The following is a 17,856-nucleotide window of genomic DNA, read 5'->3' as shown; positions in this document are numbered from 1 at the left end:
CACCGCCGAACCGCGCGACTCACTGCGCGACGAACCGATGGACCCCCGCTCGAGAACATACTTGCCGTGTGGGGTTGTGCGACGCGCAATGAGTCTCTATAATTCGCGCCTCTAAAGGCTCGTAGCTCAGTTGGTTAGAGCACCACCTTGACATGGTGGGGGTCGTTGGTTCGAATCCAATCGAGCCTACCAACGCATCAGTGACGTAGACGAAAGCGGCTCCGCTTTCGCCTACTGTCCTGTTCGCGCATCACATCGGCGCACATTGTCATCGTGCGGCTGTCCTGTCAGTCTCCCCCTTCTGCATTGCCTGTATTTCGCCACTGTCCGACTCGTTCGTTGATGCCTTCGCGCGGCTGCGGTCTTCGCATGTCGATGCGTTTTCACTAGCGCACGCTGGTCAGTATGCCGAGGCATGTGCGCCGGTACCGTCGCCGCTTCACGTCGCAATGCGCGGTACAGTTGAGCCTCCAGGTCTCGCAACTGCATAAACTGCCGTGAGCTCGGAACACAGGGCCGGCGGCTTAAAAGGAAGCTGACGCAATGAAGAAGCTCATCAACGAGGTCTCCGCGGTTGTCCCGGACATGCTCGACGGACTCGCGGCGCTCAATCCCAATCTCTTGTTGTTGCAAGGCAGCACGATCGTCGTGCGCGCCGACGCCGAGGCTGTTGCCGCGCGCGGAGAAGTCGCGCTGATCTCGGGTGGCGGCTCGGGCCACGAACCGGCTCATGGCGGTTACGTAGGTCATGGCATGCTGAGCGCCGCGGTAGCGGGCGAAGTGTTCACGTCGCCCTCCACGGATGCCGTGCTCGACGCGATCCGCGCAGTAGCCGGCACTGCGGGCGTCCTGCTGATCGTGAAGAACTACACGGGCGACCGCTTCAACTTCGGCCTTGCCGCCGAGATTGCGCGTGCCGAGGGAATCCCCACTGAAATGGTCATCGTCGCCGACGACGTCGCCTTGGCGGCGAGCGGTGACCATGCGGGCCGTCGCGGGCTTGCGGGGACCGTGCTGGTTCACAAGATCGCCGGCGCGGCTGCCGCAGCGGGACGCCCGTTGGCCGAGGTTGCACAGATTGCGCGCGACGTGGCCGCCTCGCTCGGCACGATGGGTGTCGCGCTCACGCCGTGCACGGTGCCGGCGGCGGGCAAGCCCGGTTTCGAGCTGGCCGACGGCGAGATCGAATGGGGTCTCGGCATTCACGGCGAACCCGGTGTAGAGCGCGGCGCGATGGAACCAGCAGATGTGATCGTCGAAAGGCTGCTCGCGAAGATCGTCGGCGACTTGTCGTTGCAATCTGGTGCGCGGGTAGCTTTGCTGGTGAACAATCTCGGCGGGACGCCTTCGAGCGAATTGAACATCGTGGCCGGGTCCGCGCTGCGTTATCTGGCGGCACGCGGCATCCATGTGGAACGTGCGTGGGCCGGCACGTTCCTGAGCGCGCTCGAGATGGCGGGCGTCTCGCTGACATTGCTGCGCGCGGACGATGAGCGGCTTGGCTGGCTCGACGCCGCCGCGCACACCACCGCATGGCCCGCGTTGAGCGGACGCGTCGCGCAGGTTTCCGTGCGGCCCGCACCCGCCACGCCGGATCGTAAAAACGGCGCGACGCTCACGCGAGAAGCCACGATGCGCCGCGTGATCGAAGCCGTTTGCGCGAGCCTGCTCGAAGCCGAGCCGATCTTGACCGACATGGATCAACGCGTCGGCGATGGCGACCTCGGCATCAGCCTGTCGCGTGGGGCGCGCGGCATTCTCAATGAACTCGATGCTTATCCTGCGGAAACAACACCGGGTGCGGTATTGCGCAGCATGTCCGCAACGATCCGGCGCGTGGTCGGTGGCACTTCGGGCCCGCTTTACGCGGTGATGTTGTTGCGCGGCGCGGTCGCGCTCGACCAGGCGGGCGGAGCGTCGGCGAAGGCGTGGTCGGCGGCGTTCAGTGAGGGTGTCGCCGGATTGATGGCGTTAGGCGGTGCGCATCCGGGCGATCGCACAATGGTCGATGCGCTGAAACCTGCCGCCGACGGGTTGCAAGCCGCGCTCTCAAAGTCAGAAACCGGGCTCGACGCGGCATTGAAAGCCGCGGTCGATGCAGCAACCGAAGGTGCGGCGCAAACCGCGTCGATGCATCCGCGGCGCGGGCGCTCAAGTTATGTCGGCGATCGCGCACTCGGTTACGCGGACCCTGGTGCACATGCCGTGGCGTTGTGGCTCGCTGCGATTCGCGCGGCGCTGGTTCCTTGAGCCGTGAAGTCCGGCTACGGCCGGAATAGATCGAAGCCAGCCAGTGCGACGATGCCGCTCAAGACGATCAGCGATACCGAGTGTTGCCCGAAGTAAAGAATGGCCGCGGCCGACCAGGTCGCGGCGGAAAATGCTGCAATGTGTTTCATAACTGATTTAAAACCCCAATACGATAGCCAGCAACCCGCTGATAACCCCGCAAACCACGACCGCCAGCGTCACCACCGTCAGCACGCGCGTCGGAAACGAGCGGCCGAGCATCGCCATAGACGGCACGCTGATCAGCGGCAGCGTCATCAGCAAAGCGCCGGCCGGGCCGGCGGCCATGCCGAAGGAGAGCATGGCCTGAATGATCGGCACTTCGCCCGCGGTCGGAATCACGAACAACGTTCCGGCGATCGCCAAAGCGACGATCCACAGCAGGCTGTTATCGATGCTGGGTCCGATGTGCGGAAACAGCCATGCCCGCGCCGCGCCGAGAATCAGCACCAGCACGATGTATTCGGGAATCAGCCGCAGCGTCATGGTGCCGAGGATTTTCACCCAGCGCGTGAACGCGGTGCCTGGTTCGTCGGTGGAAACGAGTTGCGCCATCGCTTCGCGCGATGCTTCGGCCTCCTTCGGCGTAACCATCCGGTTCACCAGATAGCCGAGGCCGAACACCATCACGAGGCCCAAGGCGAGCCGCAAACCCATCCATTGCCAGCCGAGCACGAAGCCCATGAAGATCAGCGTGGCCGGATTGAGAGCCGTGTTGCCCAGCCAGAACGCGATCGCCGCGCCCGGCGCCGCCTGACGGGCGCGCAAGCCGGCCACGACCGGCGCCGCGCAGCACGTGCACATCATGCCCGGCAACGACATCAGGCCGCCCTTCACCACGCTGCTGAAGTCGGTCCGGCCGAGCGCACGCGCGACCCACTGCGGCGGAATCAGCGCCTGCACCGCCGAGCCCAGCAGAAGGCCGAGCACCATGGCTTGCCAGATCGCCTTGCCGTAAGCCAGCGCGTAATCGATGGCCGCCTGCCATGAGGCCGGCGGTGCGCTCGACGACGCGCCCATCAGGATCGATTTGCCGATGGAATGCTGGCTCGCGGCGACGAAGGCGCGGTTGTAGTACGGGAACCACTTCACATAGAAGAGGCCGACGACGGCGATCAGCAGAAACACGATCCAGCCAAGGGCGACACGGGGCTGCCGAAGGGTTGATTGCATGATGGAGGGTCTTGGACGTTAGTTATTAATCAGATGACAGCGAGCGCGCTGTTATCGAGTTGAGCAAGGAGCGCCTTTGCCTGCTCAACGACATCGGCCCCATTGGGCCGAAAATTCATTTGCAACGCGTGCGGCAACTGGACGAAATGCTGGTGGCTGCTGCGCGCGTACGCCGGATCATAATGCTGTTCGATCAGCTCGCGAGCGAGTTCGGCCCGGCTATTTTCATCGACGAGGCGTTGCCAGCCCGCGACACGCTCCCGGCTATGCAGACCGATCATCTTCTGCAGTTGCGCTTTTAGCGATTCGGGATCGTCGAACAGATGCGCGTAGTCGTGCAGCAGGAAGGCCGCGCGGTCTGCGTGGCTCGACAACACTTCGACGCAGGCGCCCTGGTGGAACGTTTCGAGGAGCGCGAGCGGCAGGGCAATCGAACCGATCCGCCGGCTCTCCGCTTCGACGAAAACCGGCCGTTTGGGATCGAATGTGCGCAGCGCGCCGACCAGCAGCGTGTCGAAGCGCTTTTGCGAAGGCTGCGCAACGCCCGCCCACGCACCTAATAGCGAGCCGCGATGGGCTGCCAGCGCTTCGAGGTCCAGTATTTGCGCCCCGGCCTGATGCAGCGCTTCGAGCAGACGCGTCTTGCCGCTGCCTGTCGGGCCGACCAGCGCGATGTAGCGGAACGTCTTCGGCAACGATTCGAGGGTGTCCAGCGTCGCGCGCCGGTAGCCTTTGTAACCGCCGTCCAGCTGACGTGCCTGCCAGCCGATCATATTGAAGAGCGTCGTGACCGAACCCGAGCGTTTCCCGCCGCGCCAGCAGTAGATCAGCGGCCGCCAGTTGCGCGGCCGGTCGGCAAACGTCGTTTCCAGGTGATGTGCGATGTTGCGCGCAACCAGCGCCGCGCCGATCCGCGTGCCTTCGAACGGCGAGACCTGCTTGTAGGTCGTGCCGACCAGAACCCGCTCTTCGTTGCTCAGAACAGGCGCGTTGAGCGCGCCCGGAATGTGATCCTCGGCGAATTCGAGAGGTGTGCGCACATCGATGATTTCGTCGAAATCACCGGCTTGATCGAGGCTGACGAGTAGGTTTTTCAAGGGGTTACGGGCGAAACGGACCGGCGGGAGAAGCGAAATTATCGCATGCGCCGTCAAAGCCGGCTGGCGAGCCGCTCCGTGCCGCTTTCAAGCTATGTGCCAGCCCATGTATCGGGCGAAATGCCAATCCATCTGCCAGGCTCGTGCCTTGCCTTGCCCATCAACCCACCCGCGCCTCAAATCACCTCGACTCGCCGTTCTCCACTGACCATTTCGCCGATCACGCACGCCTCGTCGAAACCGTCGGCGCGGAACAGGGCGAGCACCTCGTCGACGGCTTCTGGCGCGCACGACACCAGGAGACCGCCCGAGGTTTGCGGATCGGTGAGCAGGGTGCGGGCCGTCGGCGGCAACGAGGCCGGCAAAGCGATGTCCTTGCCGTAAGCGTCCCAGTTGCGCCCCGAAGCGCCGGTAAAAATGCCGGCCTGGGCGAAGCTGGCCACATCCGGCAGCCAAGGCAAATCCGCATAGCGCACACGGGCGGTCAGATTCGAACCGCGGGCCAATTCCAGCGTATGGCCCAGCAAGCCAAAGCCGGTGATGTCCGTGAGGGCATGCACGCCGTCGAGCGCGGACAGCGCCGCGCCCGGCCGGTTGAGTTTGGTCGTGGCTGCGATCATCGCCGCATAGCCGTTTGAATCGAGCCGGTCTTTCTTCAACGCCGCCGACAGCACGCCCACGCCCAGCGGCTTGCCGAGGATCAGCACGTCGCCCCCCTGCGCGCCGGCATTGCGTTTGACACGCCGCGGATCGACCACGCCGATCGCAACCAGGCCGTAAATGGGTTCCACCGAATCGATCGAATGTCCGCCGGCGAGGGGAATGCCAGCTTCGGCGCAGACGGACTCGCCGCCCTTCAGCACCGCCGCGATTACGTCGTGCGGCAACACATTGATCGGCATGCCGACGATCGCCAGCGCCATGATTGGTTTGCCGCCCATGGCGTAGACGTCGGACAGCGCGTTGGTGGCGGCGATGCGGCCGAAGTCGAATGGGTCGTCGACGATCGGCATGAAGAAGTCGGTGGTGGCGACGATCGCCTGCTCGTCGTTGAGCCTGTAGACGGCGGCGTCGTCGGCGGTATCGTTGCCGACCAGCAGATCGGGAAAGAACGGCAGCGGCGCGCTGCGCTTGAGCAGATCGGCGAGCAGGCCGGGGGCGATCTTGCAGCCGCAGCCTCCGCCGTGCGACAAGCTGGTCAGGCGGGGCGACTGAATGGTGTTTGCGGTGGTATCGGTCATTGGTGCGGATTTCAGGCTCTGAATGACGACATTATGATGGTTGTTTCGGTATGGCGTCGGCATGGCGTGTCCTTCGCCGGGCGCGATCGTGCAGTACACGAACGGCATCGTGGATTTTCACGCACAGTCGAGGCTAGACGGCGAATTCGTCGAACACGAGTTGGCGCAGCCATTGATTGCTCGGCTCGCGATGATTCCTCGCATGCCATAAGACATTGACAGTGATGTCCGGAATTCTGACCGGGCATGGCGCACTCAGCAGATCGAACGGCGCAAGGGTCCGGGCCGCATAGGCCTCCGGGACCACGGCGATCAAGTCCGTCTCTTGCACGATATGTCCGACAGCTACGAAGTGGGGCACCCGCAGCCGCACATTTCTTTGCACCCCTGCGCGCTGGATCGCCGTATCGACCATGCCATGTCCGGTGCCCTCCGCGATGATGGAAACATGCTCGGCGTTGAGAAATGACTTCATCGTCAGACCGGATTCCGCGAAAGGGTGCCCTTTCCGGAACAGGCAGACGTAACGCTGGCGAAATAGCCGTCGCTGAAAGAAGGCCGTCTTGAGATCAGGCAGAAACCCGATCGCGAGATCGACCGCGCCGCGTTCCATTTCGTCACGCAGCGTGTCGGATTGATCTCGCACAGTGCTTATCGTGATTCCGGGTGCCACGAGTGCGAGTCGCTTCATTAGACCCGGAAGAAAATAGATTTCGCCGATGTCGGTCATCGCAATCGTGAATGCGCGAGAGGTCGAGGCGGGGTCGAATTCAGGCGTCACGTTCAGCGTGTTGTGAATCGTGCCCAGCGCATAGCCGATCGGCTCGGCGAGTGTCTCGGCGAACGGAGTGGGCACCATGCCTTTGGAGGTGCGAAGAAAGAGCTCGTCGCCGAGTACCTTTCTGAGCCGGTTGAGCGCGTTACTGATCGCCGGCTGGGATATGCCAAGGCTGGTCGCAACGGCCGACACGCGTCGCTGCCGCAGTAGTTCATTGAATACGACGAGCAGGTTGAGGTCGATGTCCTGAAGTTCCATCTCGTGTCTCCGAAAGCCTGACAAGCATTATTGATATTGGTGATATGTCATATCAAGAAACTTCTATTTATCAATTTTGCCTTTCCAAGCATCATAAAGCCATACGTTGTCCAGCTCGGAGACACTGGTTCCATGCAAGTTTCAATCCTGCCGCTTCAGCGCACGCTCGATGTACGTTCGGGCGAAAATTTGCTGGAAGCCCTGCGCAACAATCAAATTCCGGTTTCGTACAGTTGCATGGCCGGCCGATGCGGTACGTGCCGCTGCCGTGTCGTTTCGGGAAACGTTCTTGTCACTGGCGCGACTGATTCCAATTCGCCTGCCGCCAACGGGCAATCGGTGTTGGCATGCCAGACGACGGTCGTGGAAGACTGTGTGATCGAAATACCGGAGGTCGACGAGATCGTCGCGCACCCAGCGAAGATCATCAAGGCGACTGTCGTGGCGATCGACGACCTGACGCACGACATCAAGCGGGTGCGGCTCGCACTGTCGAAGTCATTCGAATTCTCGCCGGGACAGTACGCCACTCTTCAATTCACGCCGCAGCATAGTAGGCCGTACTCGATGGCGGTCACAGCGAATTCGGACGAAGTCGAATTTCACATTCGTCTGGTACCGGGCGGCCGCGTCACCTCATATGTGGCGGCAGAGCTCACGGTCGGACAGGCAGTGCGTTTGAGCGGTCCGCTCGGAACAGCGTACCTGCGGAAAAAATATCCTGGCCCGATCGTATGTGTCGCGGGAGGAACGGGGCTAGCGCCTATTCTCTCGATCCTGCGCGGCATGGCCGATGCCCGCATGAGCAACCCCGTACACGTCTATTTCGGCGTTCGTTCATCCGAGGACGTCTATGGCGTTCGTTGGCTCAATGAGATTCGCGAGGCGTTGCCGAACCTGACCGTGCACGTCGTGGTCGCGGCCGGCGCAAAAGACAGCCTGTATCGCACAGGCGTCGTGACCGAAGCGGTGAACGCTGACTGGAAAGACATGACCGGCTGGCGCGCCTATCTGGCGGGTGCACCGGTGATGGTGGACGCCGCTTCGATCCTGTTGCGCCAGAAGGGTGTCGATCCGGATCATATCTACGCGGATGCTTTTTACGCGAGCGGCGTCTAGACGCCGACGCTGTCAATCAATTCCGTATCTGGAGACAAATCATGAATGAGGCCCCCATTATCTTTACACGGCCCGAATGGAAGGGAGAGGGCTCGAGCCGCATCCCGTTCTGGGCCTATACCGACGATTCAACCTATCGCAAGGAGCTTGAGCGCTTCTTTTATTCGGGCCATTGGTGCTACGTGGGCCTTGAAGCAGAGATTCCTGATGCGGGTGACTTCAAGCGCACCGTGGTCGGCGAGCGCTCGGTCATCGTCACGCGGACGAACGACGGGGAGGTTGCCGTGGTGGAGAACGTGTGCGCCCACCGAGGCGTGCGCTTCTGTCGTGAGAAGTCCGGCAACCGGAAGGATTTCACCTGCCCATATCACCAGTGGAACTACGACCTGAAGGGTAATCTCGTTGGCGTGCCTTTCCGTCGTGGTGTGAAAGCAGACGGAAAGATCAATGGGGGAATGCCGGCGGACTTCGATCCTAAGCAACACGCCTTGACGAAGCTGAAGGTTGTCACGCGCAATGGCGTCATTTTCGCGTCGTTCGATCACGACGCGCCTTCGCTCGAAGACTACCTGGGACCAACTATCCTCAGCTATTTCGACCGCGTATTCGACGGCCGGAAGCTCAAGATCTATGGCTATAACCGGCAGCGCATTCCAGGAAACTGGAAACTGATGCAGGAAAACATCAAGGACCCGTACCACCCGGGCTTGCTGCATACGTGGTTCGTTACGTTCGGGCTCTGGCGCGCGGACAACAAGTCCGAACTCAAGATGGACGAGCAGTTCCGTCACGCTGCGATGATCTCGACGCGTGGTTCGATCGGCAAGGGCGAAGTCACAAGTGGCGTGTCCAGTTTCAAGGAGCAGATGACGCTCAACGACGACCGTTTCCTCGACGTCGTACATGAGCCTTGGTGGGGCGGTCCCACGGCTGTTCTCATGACCTTGTTCCCGAGCGTCATCATCCAGCAACAGGTCAATTCGCTTTCCACACGTCACATTCAGCCGAATGGTCACGGCTCGTTCGACTTTGTCTGGACGCACTTCGGATTCGAGGACGATAGCGAAGAAATGACGCGCCGGCGGCTGCGCCAAGCCAACCTGTTCGGCCCGGCAGGCTTTGTTTCTGCCGACGACGGCGAAGTCATCGAGTTTTCGCAGGAGGGCTTCGAGCAGAAGCCATTCCATCGAACCATCGCTGAACTTGGAGGGCGCGAAGTCGCGGACTCGGACCACATGGTCACGGAGACCCTGATTCGTGGAATGTACGACTACTGGCGCCGTGTAATGGAGGTCTGAGATGCTCGATTTCGAAACCTGGCAACAATTGCTTGCGCTATACACCGACTATGCCCTCGCTTTGGATACCAACGAGTGGGATCGCTGGCCGGAATTCTTTGTCGACGACTGCGTCTACAAGATCCAGCCTCGCGAAAACTACGATCGTGGCTTCCCGCTCGCGACTCTGGCGTTCGAAAGCAAAGGCATGCTAAAGGACCGCGTCTATGGCATGACCGAGACCATCTTCCACGACCCGTACTACCAGCGGCACGTAGTCGGCATTCCTCAAGTGAGTGCGGTTGACGCGGAGCACATCGTGTCGCAGGCCAACTACGCGGTATTTCGCACGAAGCCTGACGAACTGACGAGTGTGTTCAATGTGGGCCGCTATATCGACATCGTCCGACGAACACCCGACGGACTGAAGTTCGCCAGCCGCATCTGCGTGTTCGACAGCGAAATGATCGCGAACTCGATTATTTACCCGATCTGAGGTTGAAGATGGAAAAGCAGTGGACGAAGGTCATCGAGCTGGCCGCCATACCGGCCGACGATGTGACGGCTGTAATCGCCGGTGGGCGCGAGGTCGCTATCTACAGCGTCGATGGCGCGGTCTACGCGACGGACAACGTCTGCACGCACGGACACGCCCGTCTGTGCGACGGATTCCTGGATGGTCACGAGATCGAGTGCCCGCTGCATCAGGGCAAGTTCGACGTACGCAGCGGTAAGGCCATGTGCGAACCGTTGACCGTGGATATCCAGACCTATCCGATCAAGATCGAGGGCGGTTCGGTCTACATCGAAATCTAGCCCGGCGCTGGACGCTGGGGAATCTGGCGTTCGGCGACAGATTCCGCGCGTTCTCGCACCGTAAGAACGCAGATGCAGGGACGACCATCATCAGGAGACACACATGACTGCTAATACGGTCAAGGAACAGCGCGCTGCCTATTATCGGCAACTCTCGACTCAACAGCTTTCTCCGCTCTGGGAGTCGTTGCACAACCTAGTGCCCAAGGAGCCGCGGCCGCAGGCAAAGGCAGCGATCTGGAAGTACGCGTCAATTCGTGATCTGGTCATGCAGGCCGGCTCGGTCATTAGCGCCGAGGAAGCGGTTCGTCGAGTACTTGTGCTCGAAAATCCGGGCTTGCCGGGCAAGTCAAGTATTACACCGGCGCTTTACGCCGGCCTGCAGCTGATCCTGCCCGGCGAGGTCGCGCCGAGTCATCGCCATACTCAGTCCGCGCTGCGTTTCATTGTCGAAGGTCGGGGTGCGTGGACCGCCGTCAACGGCGAACGCACCACCATGCATCCCGGTGATTTCATCATCACGCCTTCCTGGACGTGGCATGACCACGGGAATCCGGTCGTCGCTGACGGTGGCGAGCCCGTCGTGTGGCTTGACGGTCTGGACATTCCTGTCGTTGGAGCGCTTGACGCAGGATTCGCTGAAAGCTACCCCGAACTCAGCCAACCGGTGCTTCGCCCGGAGGGCGACAGCTTTGCGCGGTTTGGGCACAACATGGCGCCTGTCCGTCATGTGGTCAGCGATCCGACGTCGCTCATCTTCAGCTACCCCTATGAGCGCAGCCGGGAAGCACTCGATGCGCTCTATCGCAACGGCGAGCTGGACGCATGGGACGGCGTCAAACTCCGCTATGTCAATCCTTTGACGGGCGGCTGGCCGATGCCGACCATTGCGACCTTCATGCAGTTTTTGCCAGCGGGGTTTTCCGGAAAGACTTATCGCACGACCGACGCCACCATCTTTTGCGTCGTGGAAGGCAAGGGTAGCGTGCGTATCGGCGATGCACACTTCGAGTTCGCACCACACGATGTCTTTGTCGTGCCGTCATGGCAGCCAGTGAGCCTGAACGCCGAAGACGATAGCGTGCTTTTCAGCTATTCGGATCGCCCCATCCTTTCCGCGCTGAACCTGCTGCGTGAAAAGCGTGACTAGGTTTTCGCCTTCAGCGCGACGGATACGCGGCGTGTCCCTTGCACAAATTGTCCAGCCTGCTAGCTATTAGGAGCCTCTTCTTATGGAATTCGTTTTTCAACCCGAAGCACCCGTCGCTGTGCCTGTTGCCGGTAGCGATGTGCATTTTGCCGTGCGCCGCGTCTATTGCGTCGGCCGTAACTATGCCGCACACGCGCGCGAGATGGGCTTCGATCCCGATCGTGAACCGCCGTTCTTTTTCTGCAAGCCCGCAGACGCAGTTGTGCCGGTGGCCTATGGCGAGTTGCTGGAGTTGAACTATCCGCCTAAAACCAGCAACTATCACTACGAGGCGGAACTGGTGGCGGTGATTGGCAAAGGTGGTTCGGACATCGCGGTGGCCGGTGCACTCGATCACGTCTGGGGCTATGCCGTCGGACTCGATATGACGCGCCGCGACCTGCAGATGAAGATGCGCGAAATGGGGCGCCCGTGGGAAATCGGCAAGGCCTTTGATCGCTCCGCGCCGATTGGCCCGATTCACAAGGCGAGCGACGTCGGGCATTTTGAAAAAGGTGGCATATGGTTGACGGTGAACGGTGAAATGAAGCAGCAGAGCGACATCTCGCATCTGATCTGGTCGGTTGCGGACACCGTTGCTGACCTCTCGAAGTTCTTCCGCCTTGAGCCGGGCGATGTCATCTATACAGGAACGCCAGAAGGGGTCGGCGCAGTAAAAGCTGGGGATTCAATTACGGTGGGCGTCGAGAAACTGGGCGAGCTTCACGTCCGCGTGGTGTAGAGCAACGAGGGCGTCATGGAGCTGCACAGCTTTTTCAATAGTTCGACATCCTATCGGGTACGTATTGCGCTTGCGCTGAAGGGCGTTCCGTTCGAATACGTACCGGTCGACATCCGGACCGGTGAGCACCGCAAAGAAGCGTATGTCGCAGCGGTGAATCCCTCGGGGGCCGTTCCGGCCTTGACGGAGGGAGAGTTCAGCCTGAGCCAGTCACTCGCAATCGTCGATTGGCTCGACACACGCTATCCGGAGCCGCAACTCATTCCTGCCGAGCCGGAGCAGCGTGCACGTGTGCTGGAACTGTCACTGCTCATTTCTTGCGATATGCATCCGGTCAACAACCTTCGTGTGCTCAAATACCTGGATACGGTTCTGAAGGTCACACCGGAGCAGAAGAGCGAGTGGTACAAGCACTGGGTGGCTGAAGGGATGGATGGCGTCGAACGGCTGCTTTCGAAATACGGAGCACGCCCCTGGTGCTTTGGTGAACAGCCTACGTTGGCCGACTGTTGCCTCGTTCCACAGATTGCGAACGCGCTGAGGATGGGGTGCGATCTGGATGTGTACCCAACGAGTATGGCCGTTTATCGCCACGCGGCCTCTCATCCGGCATTTCAGGCAGCACAACCGGGACGTCAGCCGGACTTTGTCGCGCCGTAAAACGCTACTCGCGCTCCGACAGCAGGGCAGAGAGCAGGCGCCGCGGTTCCGAAGAGTCCTGCGGAGTAAGCGCAGCGGTGAGGATGCGCTCGACCCCTTCGACGCGCGGGCGCAAGCAAGAAAGCCGCCGGCAGCATCCCTAACCTGTTCGCCGCGCTGGGCGCGCTGTCTCCTGAAGTGCTCAAGACGTTCCTGAACGCCGAAGGCGTGCTGGCTTCGGGCACGCTGAGCAAGCAGGACGTGGAGACAATCAAGCTGCTGGTCAGCGAACTGACCGGCTGCGACTACTGCGTGGCCGCGCATGTGATGCTGGGCAAGATGGCGGGCCTGTCGCCGGAAACGCTCAAGCAGATCCGGACGGGCCAGCCAACGGGCGATGCGAAGCGCGACGGGCTGGTGCGCTTCGTGAAGAACCTGCAGCAAACCAGCGGCACGATCAGCGCGGACGAGTTTGCGGCGATCAAAGCAGCTGGCTATACCGATGGGCAACTCGTGGAAATCACGTGGGCCATTGCGTTGACGGTGTTCACAAACACTTTCAACCGCATCAACGACACCTACGTGGACTTCCCGCCGGTCAAGTAAAGCGCAACGGGGCAGGCGCGCTTCTCCGGCGCCTGCGCCTTTGCCTCGAAACGGTTTGCATGCCTGATTAACTAACGCGTTCGACGGCTGCTTTCATTCCGGTACACGCGCCGAACGGCGCCAATCCCCCGGCGTCATGCTCATACGCTGCGTGAAGGCACGCCTGAAGGCCGCGAGGGATTGATAGCCCACGACTTCGGCGACGGCTTCGGTGGATGCCGATGGTTTCTTCAATTCGTTGGCCGCCAGGGTCATTCGGATATCGGTCAACAAATCACTGGCTGAACGCCCCACTTTGTCGTGAAATTGACGAACCAACGTTGCACGCGACATATTGCACAGCTGCGCCAATTCGGGGAGGGTCCACGGGTGCGCCGGCTCATTGAACATGGCCGTCAGCGCGGGCGCGAGCCGTGAGACAGCAGCACGATATCACCCGCCGCCAGGTGCTGTGGCGCACCACCGCCCGGAATCTCAAGTATGGCTGACCCGCCAAGCACGACGTGATAGGGCATCTCTCCGGCGTTGGCGCGATCATATGCAATACGCCATGGCGCGCCATAGGAGCAGCGGATTTCGAGCTGGCCGCTGACGGGCATCATGACAAGCAGGCGACTGAGCCAATCCAGAGAGGGCATGACGATCCTCGCAACGAGACGAGCCAGCATTCTACCGAGCTTGCGGCACAGTGTGGCAACGCGGTCGACCGCTGCCGGCCGGCGGCGTCGTCGAACTCGACACGTCGACATGCCAATTCGATCTTCAGCGATATTCAGTTTTTGAATAGAAGCAACTAAGTCATTCGCATTGCGTGCTGACACCCGTGGAAACATACTGACGTCGCGAGATCATTCAACCTCTCGGAGAGGACGTGCTAGAAGCCGGCCCGGGTGTTCATTTTTTTCTTCCGAACGGCCCGTCCAACAGGTATTGGGTCGTTGGCGCGAAGGGAAAATTTCGTAGTCTGTCAGGAGAAAATCATGGAATTTGCAGTTCCAGTCGCTCCCGTGTCCGCGCTCCAGGTAGCAGGTCACACGGAAGTGTTTCCCGTCAACCGCGTGTTTTGTGTCGGCCGTAACTACGCCGCCCACGCACGTGAAATGGGCAAGGATCCTGACCGGGATCCGCCGTTCTTCTTCATGAAGCCGGCCAATGCCGTGGTGCAGGCCGGCGCCACCGAGGTCACGATTCCGTACCCGCCGAAGACATCAAACTTTCACCACGAAATCGAACTGGTCGTCGCCATCGGCAAAGGGGGCTCGCGCATCCCGGTGACCGACGCGTTGAAGCACGTTTACGGCTACGCGGTGGGATTGGACATGACCCGCCGGGATCTGCAGCTCGAAGCGCGCGACAAAGGACGCCCCTGGGAATTCGGGAAATCCTTTCCGAAGTCGGCTCCGATTGGCCCCCTGCACCGGGCCGGCCAACTCGGCGTGTTCAATGCCGCGGCCATCACGTTGACGGTCAACGGACAGCCCCGCCAGGCATCCGATATCTCGAAGCTGATCTGGTCCGTGGCCGAATGCATCGCACACCTGTCTGAATACGACACGCTTGAACCCGGCGATCTCATCATGACAGGTACCCCGGAGGGCGTGAATGCCGTGCAACGCGGCGATGTCATGCGTGGTGCGATCGATCGCCTTGGCGAGATCGTCGTTCGCGTATGAAGCTATATAACTACTTCCGCAGCACGTCCTCCTACCGGGTGCGCATTGCGTGCAATCTGAAGGGATTGCCGTATGAATATGTGCCGGTCCATCTCAACCGGAATGGCGGCGAGCAGTTTGCTGCAGATTTTTCGTCGCTCAATCCGCAGCAACTGGTACCTGTGCTACTCGATGGCACATTGCCGATCTCTCAATCAATTGCGATCATCGAATACCTGGAGGAATGCTATCCGGATGCGGCATTGCTACCCGCGGCGAGCAGCGATCGGGTCCGGGTGCGACAACTCTCGCAATACATCGCCTGCGAAATACATCCGCTGAACAATCTTCGTGTCCTGAAGTACCTCACGGGGCCGCTCCAGCTGTCCGTCGAGCAAAAGCAGGCATGGATTGTCCATTGGCTCAAGAAAGGGCTCGAAGCGCTCGAACGCGAACTCGATGGTACCGCTACGCGTGGAAAATTCTGTTTCGGCAATACGCCCACAATGGCGGACTGCTGCCTGGTGCCGCAGTTATACAGCGCACGACGTTTCGGCGTTGACGTTGATGGCTATCCTGCGTTGCGGGCGATTGACGCTGAATGTCAAACACTTGATGCGTTTCAGGCAGCGCATCCGGACCGGCAACCCGATGCGGAGTAACGGCTGCGTCTGCCTGTGATTGCGCCGCCAGTTCGTCAATCCGTGGGCGACCGGATGATCCGCTCTTTTGCAATCGATGCAGTTTTGCAGGTTCTGATGGACGTGGCATACTATTTTAATGATAACGGCCCATTCCGATCGTGAATAAGCAGTCGCTCGACTTGAATTTACTTCGTGTCTTTCGCGCGGTATGGGAGCGGCGCAATGTCTCGCGTGCGGCAGAGGACCTGGGGGTATCCCAGCCGACGGTGAGCCATGCGCTGCGAGAGATTCGTGAGCATTTCAACGATCGCATCTTTGTGCGGGTACCTGGCGGGGTTATGCCGACCCCGCTGGCGGAAATCATCGCGCGTCGCATCAGTCAGGCGCTTGCGCTACTCGAGCAGGGGCTGGACATCCGCGGCGACTTTGATCCTTCGTCAAGTCGTCGAGAATTTGCGATCATCATGACCGACATTGCAGAAGCCGTCATTCTGCCCCGTATCATCGGCGTTTGTCGGGAGAGCGCACCGGCTGTTTCGTTTCGCGCGATACAGTTGCCCACCGAATCGGTCGTGGGCGCACTGCGTGACGGGGGGGCGGACATCGCGATTGGTTTTAATCCGGCATTGCGCGCCAGCCTTCTTCGCAAATCCCTCTTTCGAAGCGAGTACGTCTGCATTGCAAGTTCGGCCCATCCACGAATCAAGAATGTGCTCCGTTCCGAAGACTTCCTGAATGAGCGCCATGCAGTCGCGCAATCCCAGGGAACCGGACATCACACGGTGGAAGCCGCATTGCAGCGGATGGGCTTGCTCGACTCCATTGGCGCTCGTGTCCCCCACTTCATGTCGCTGCCGACCATCGTGGCAGCGAGCGACATGATTGCGACCATCCCGCAACCATTGGCGGAACTGATGCTGCCCGTTGCCCGAGTGAGAATCCATCCGGTTCCCATCCGATTGCCAAAACTCTTGATCGAGCAGTTCTGGCACGAACGTTTTCACGACGACGCCGCGTCTCGCTGGCTGAGAAACCTTGTTCATCGTGCCATGCAACAGGTGTTTGCAAGCGGAACACCGGGCTTTCGTCGCGAGGCGGACTAGCTGACAGTCTGACTGATCGTGGGCCGTTTCCGGGAGCGTGCTCCAGCGAGCGCCACGGCGATCGTCGTCTAAGGACTGGGTATTCGGGTGGCGCGACACGTCGTTCGCGTAGATATACAGCAATGCGAAATTAAATCAAAGCCCAGCCTTGCGTGCAGAACGGCGATACGCTTCGCGACGGCGCCACCCGCCGGATGCTCCACTGCCGTATCAGCCCACGCATTCAATACGTTGTTTGACCGTTGAGCGGTCGTGCGACGACCCCAGCCGTGCGATTCTCGTACTGGATTATTTTCCCATTCATCGCTGGTCCTTGTGGTGTGTACCTGCCGCGATGAAGTGATGGGTGCCGGCGGCATCAGGTCCATGGGAGCCGGACCATCATTCGTCTCTCGAATAGTGAGAACAAAACGATCAACATTGCGTGGATAGACCGTTCCGACGAAACTTCAGGTTAACGAAATAAGGATAGGTATCCATATGAACGGTATCGATATTGAGCATCTTTCGTTTCCCGGTGGCGCATCGTGCCGCCTTCTGCGGCCAGTCCAGGACACGCAGGTTGTACCGGCGCTCGTTGTGATGCTGGCGGCAATCGCCGGCGTCAACGACTACGTCGTCACTCGGGCGCGAAATCTGTGCGCGGACGGCTACACCGTCGCGGTGCTCGACTACTTCGGACGGGAAGGCGCGGTCCCGGACATTTCTACGCCGCAGCTGATTGGTGAGGCTGTTGCCGCACTGGACGATCGGCGTGTGCTCGCGGATCTCGAAGAAATTTTGGGGTGGGCGCGTACCGCAGGCTTCCCGCTTTCGAATGTGGGTCTGCTCGGTTTTTGCATCGGCGGAACTTATGCCACGTTGGCAAGTGCCCAACATGCGATCGGTTGCGCGGTCGACTACTACGGTCAGTTTGACTATGCATCCCGTACCGAGCGCAAGCCCATTGCACCGGTTGATGTCGCCGAGTCCCTGAAGGCGCCGTTGCTGTGCCACTACGGCGACTGGGACCGCCTGGTCGGCCGGGATGAGATTGACCGATTTACCAGCCGGCTGCGCACGGCCCAGAAGCCGTACGAGCTTTTCATCTACGGCGGCGCGCCGCACGCGTTCGACGAGTGGTTCCGACCAGCGGTTTTTCGGCCGGCTGCGTCGAGCGCCGCCTGGCAGCGCACGCGAACTTTCCTGAATTGGCACCTGCGCGGACGCGTCGGCGCGCACTAGTCAATAACT

Annotated in this window: 18 protein-coding genes, 1 tRNA gene and 2 pseudogenes; 14 read left to right on the top strand and 7 right to left on the bottom strand. The window is 60.6% G+C overall.

The window, feature by feature from the left end:
• Positions 1 to 115 precede the first annotated feature (115 nt).
• Both AYM40_RS33195 and dhaK read left to right on the top strand, forming a co-directional pair.
• Positions 116 to 192, top strand: a tRNA-Val gene (locus AYM40_RS33195).
• A gap of 351 nt (positions 193 to 543) precedes the next feature.
• A complete protein-coding gene (dhaK, locus tag AYM40_RS33190; RefSeq protein ID WP_063500193.1) occupies positions 544 to 2,250 on the top strand; it encodes a dihydroxyacetone kinase subunit DhaK in 1,707 nt (568 codons plus the stop codon).
• A gap of 14 nt (positions 2,251 to 2,264) precedes the next feature.
• On the opposite strand, the gene AYM40_RS43335 is transcribed toward dhaK, so the two are convergent.
• The 5 genes from AYM40_RS43335 to AYM40_RS33170 form a co-directional block, all read right to left on the bottom strand.
• The gene (locus AYM40_RS43335; RefSeq protein ID WP_256390490.1) at positions 2,265 to 2,399 is read right to left on the bottom strand and encodes a hypothetical protein; all 135 of its coding nucleotides are present in this window, start codon (positions 2,397 to 2,399) and stop codon (positions 2,265 to 2,267) included.
• Positions 2,400 to 2,406: 7 nt separating this feature from the next.
• Complete coding sequence (locus tag AYM40_RS33185) at positions 2,407 to 3,462, bottom strand: permease (RefSeq protein ID WP_063500192.1); 1,056 nt, start codon at positions 3,460 to 3,462, stop codon at positions 2,407 to 2,409.
• Positions 3,463 to 3,491: 29 nt separating this feature from the next.
• Positions 3,492 to 4,559: a tRNA 2-selenouridine(34) synthase MnmH gene (gene mnmH, locus AYM40_RS33180; RefSeq protein ID WP_063500870.1), complete on the bottom strand. Its 1,068-nt coding sequence runs from the start codon at positions 4,557 to 4,559 to the stop codon at positions 3,492 to 3,494.
• Positions 4,560 to 4,735: 176 nt separating this feature from the next.
• Positions 4,736 to 5,800, bottom strand: coding sequence for a selenide, water dikinase SelD (gene selD, locus AYM40_RS33175; RefSeq protein ID WP_063500869.1), 1,065 nt, complete (start codon positions 5,798 to 5,800; stop codon positions 4,736 to 4,738).
• 133 nt (positions 5,801 to 5,933) lie between these two features.
• The gene (locus AYM40_RS33170) at positions 5,934 to 6,836 is read right to left on the bottom strand and encodes a LysR family transcriptional regulator (RefSeq protein WP_063500191.1); all 903 of its coding nucleotides are present in this window, start codon (positions 6,834 to 6,836) and stop codon (positions 5,934 to 5,936) included.
• A 132-nt stretch (positions 6,837 to 6,968) separates the two neighbouring features.
• Here AYM40_RS33170 and AYM40_RS33165 point away from each other — a divergent pair, with 132 nt between their 5' ends.
• The 7 genes from AYM40_RS33165 (at position 6,969) to maiA (AYM40_RS33135) (ending at position 12,639) form a co-directional block, all read left to right on the top strand.
• On the top strand, positions 6,969 to 7,955 hold the full coding sequence (locus AYM40_RS33165; protein ID WP_063500190.1) for a 2Fe-2S iron-sulfur cluster-binding protein: 987 nt from the start codon (positions 6,969 to 6,971) through the stop codon (positions 7,953 to 7,955).
• 41 nt (positions 7,956 to 7,996) lie between these two features.
• Positions 7,997 to 9,253, top strand: coding sequence for an aromatic ring-hydroxylating dioxygenase subunit alpha (locus tag AYM40_RS33160; protein WP_063500189.1), 1,257 nt, complete (start codon positions 7,997 to 7,999; stop codon positions 9,251 to 9,253).
• Between the two features lies 1 nt (position 9,254).
• Complete coding sequence (locus AYM40_RS33155) at positions 9,255 to 9,728, top strand: aromatic-ring-hydroxylating dioxygenase subunit beta (RefSeq protein ID WP_063500188.1); 474 nt, start codon at positions 9,255 to 9,257, stop codon at positions 9,726 to 9,728.
• Positions 9,729 to 9,736: 8 nt separating this feature from the next.
• Positions 9,737 to 10,048, top strand: coding sequence for a non-heme iron oxygenase ferredoxin subunit (locus AYM40_RS33150; protein WP_063500187.1), 312 nt, complete (start codon positions 9,737 to 9,739; stop codon positions 10,046 to 10,048).
• A gap of 103 nt (positions 10,049 to 10,151) precedes the next feature.
• On the top strand, positions 10,152 to 11,198 hold the full coding sequence (gtdA, locus tag AYM40_RS33145) for a gentisate 1,2-dioxygenase (protein ID WP_063500186.1): 1,047 nt from the start codon (positions 10,152 to 10,154) through the stop codon (positions 11,196 to 11,198).
• Positions 11,199 to 11,280: 82 nt separating this feature from the next.
• Complete coding sequence (locus AYM40_RS33140; protein WP_063500185.1) at positions 11,281 to 11,979, top strand: fumarylacetoacetate hydrolase family protein; 699 nt, start codon at positions 11,281 to 11,283, stop codon at positions 11,977 to 11,979.
• Between the two features lie 15 nt (positions 11,980 to 11,994).
• On the top strand, positions 11,995 to 12,639 hold the full coding sequence (gene maiA / locus AYM40_RS33135) for a maleylacetoacetate isomerase (protein ID WP_063500184.1): 645 nt from the start codon (positions 11,995 to 11,997) through the stop codon (positions 12,637 to 12,639).
• Positions 12,640 to 12,643: 4 nt separating this feature from the next.
• Here maiA (AYM40_RS33135) and AYM40_RS42980 read toward each other — a convergent pair.
• Positions 12,644 to 12,769, bottom strand: a pseudogene (locus AYM40_RS42980) (MarR family transcriptional regulator); the annotation flags it as partial.
• Between the two features lie 47 nt (positions 12,770 to 12,816).
• On the opposite strand from AYM40_RS42980, the gene AYM40_RS33130 reads away from it, so the two are divergent.
• Positions 12,817 to 13,224 (top strand): carboxymuconolactone decarboxylase family protein, encoded by a 408-nt coding sequence (locus AYM40_RS33130; protein ID WP_236721022.1) that lies wholly within the window; start codon positions 12,817 to 12,819, stop codon positions 13,222 to 13,224.
• A 93-nt stretch (positions 13,225 to 13,317) separates the two neighbouring features.
• Here the strand turns inward: AYM40_RS33130 and AYM40_RS33125 are convergent.
• Positions 13,318 to 13,862: pseudogene (locus tag AYM40_RS33125) on the bottom strand (AraC family transcriptional regulator).
• A 342-nt stretch (positions 13,863 to 14,204) separates the two neighbouring features.
• Here AYM40_RS33125 and AYM40_RS33120 point away from each other — a divergent pair.
• From AYM40_RS33120 to AYM40_RS33105, 4 genes are all read left to right on the top strand, one after another.
• The gene (locus AYM40_RS33120; protein WP_063500183.1) at positions 14,205 to 14,897 is read left to right on the top strand and encodes a fumarylacetoacetate hydrolase family protein; all 693 of its coding nucleotides are present in this window, start codon (positions 14,205 to 14,207) and stop codon (positions 14,895 to 14,897) included.
• Complete coding sequence (gene maiA / locus AYM40_RS33115; RefSeq protein WP_063500182.1) at positions 14,894 to 15,538, top strand: maleylacetoacetate isomerase; 645 nt, start codon at positions 14,894 to 14,896, stop codon at positions 15,536 to 15,538. Before AYM40_RS33120 ends, maiA (AYM40_RS33115) begins: the two co-directional genes overlap by 4 nt.
• Before the next feature lie 140 nt (positions 15,539 to 15,678).
• The gene (locus AYM40_RS33110) at positions 15,679 to 16,623 is read left to right on the top strand and encodes a LysR family transcriptional regulator (RefSeq protein WP_082855437.1); all 945 of its coding nucleotides are present in this window, start codon (positions 15,679 to 15,681) and stop codon (positions 16,621 to 16,623) included.
• Between the two features lie 480 nt (positions 16,624 to 17,103).
• Positions 17,104 to 17,847 (top strand): dienelactone hydrolase family protein, encoded by a 744-nt coding sequence (locus AYM40_RS33105; RefSeq protein ID WP_063500180.1) that lies wholly within the window; start codon positions 17,104 to 17,106, stop codon positions 17,845 to 17,847.
• The last annotated feature ends 9 nt before the right edge of the window (positions 17,848 to 17,856 follow it).

It is taken from the genome of Paraburkholderia phytofirmans OLGA172 (genome assembly GCF_001634365.1).
Classification (GTDB): domain Bacteria; phylum Pseudomonadota; class Gammaproteobacteria; order Burkholderiales; family Burkholderiaceae; genus Paraburkholderia.
This window is presented reverse-complemented; position numbering and strand designations above follow the sequence as displayed.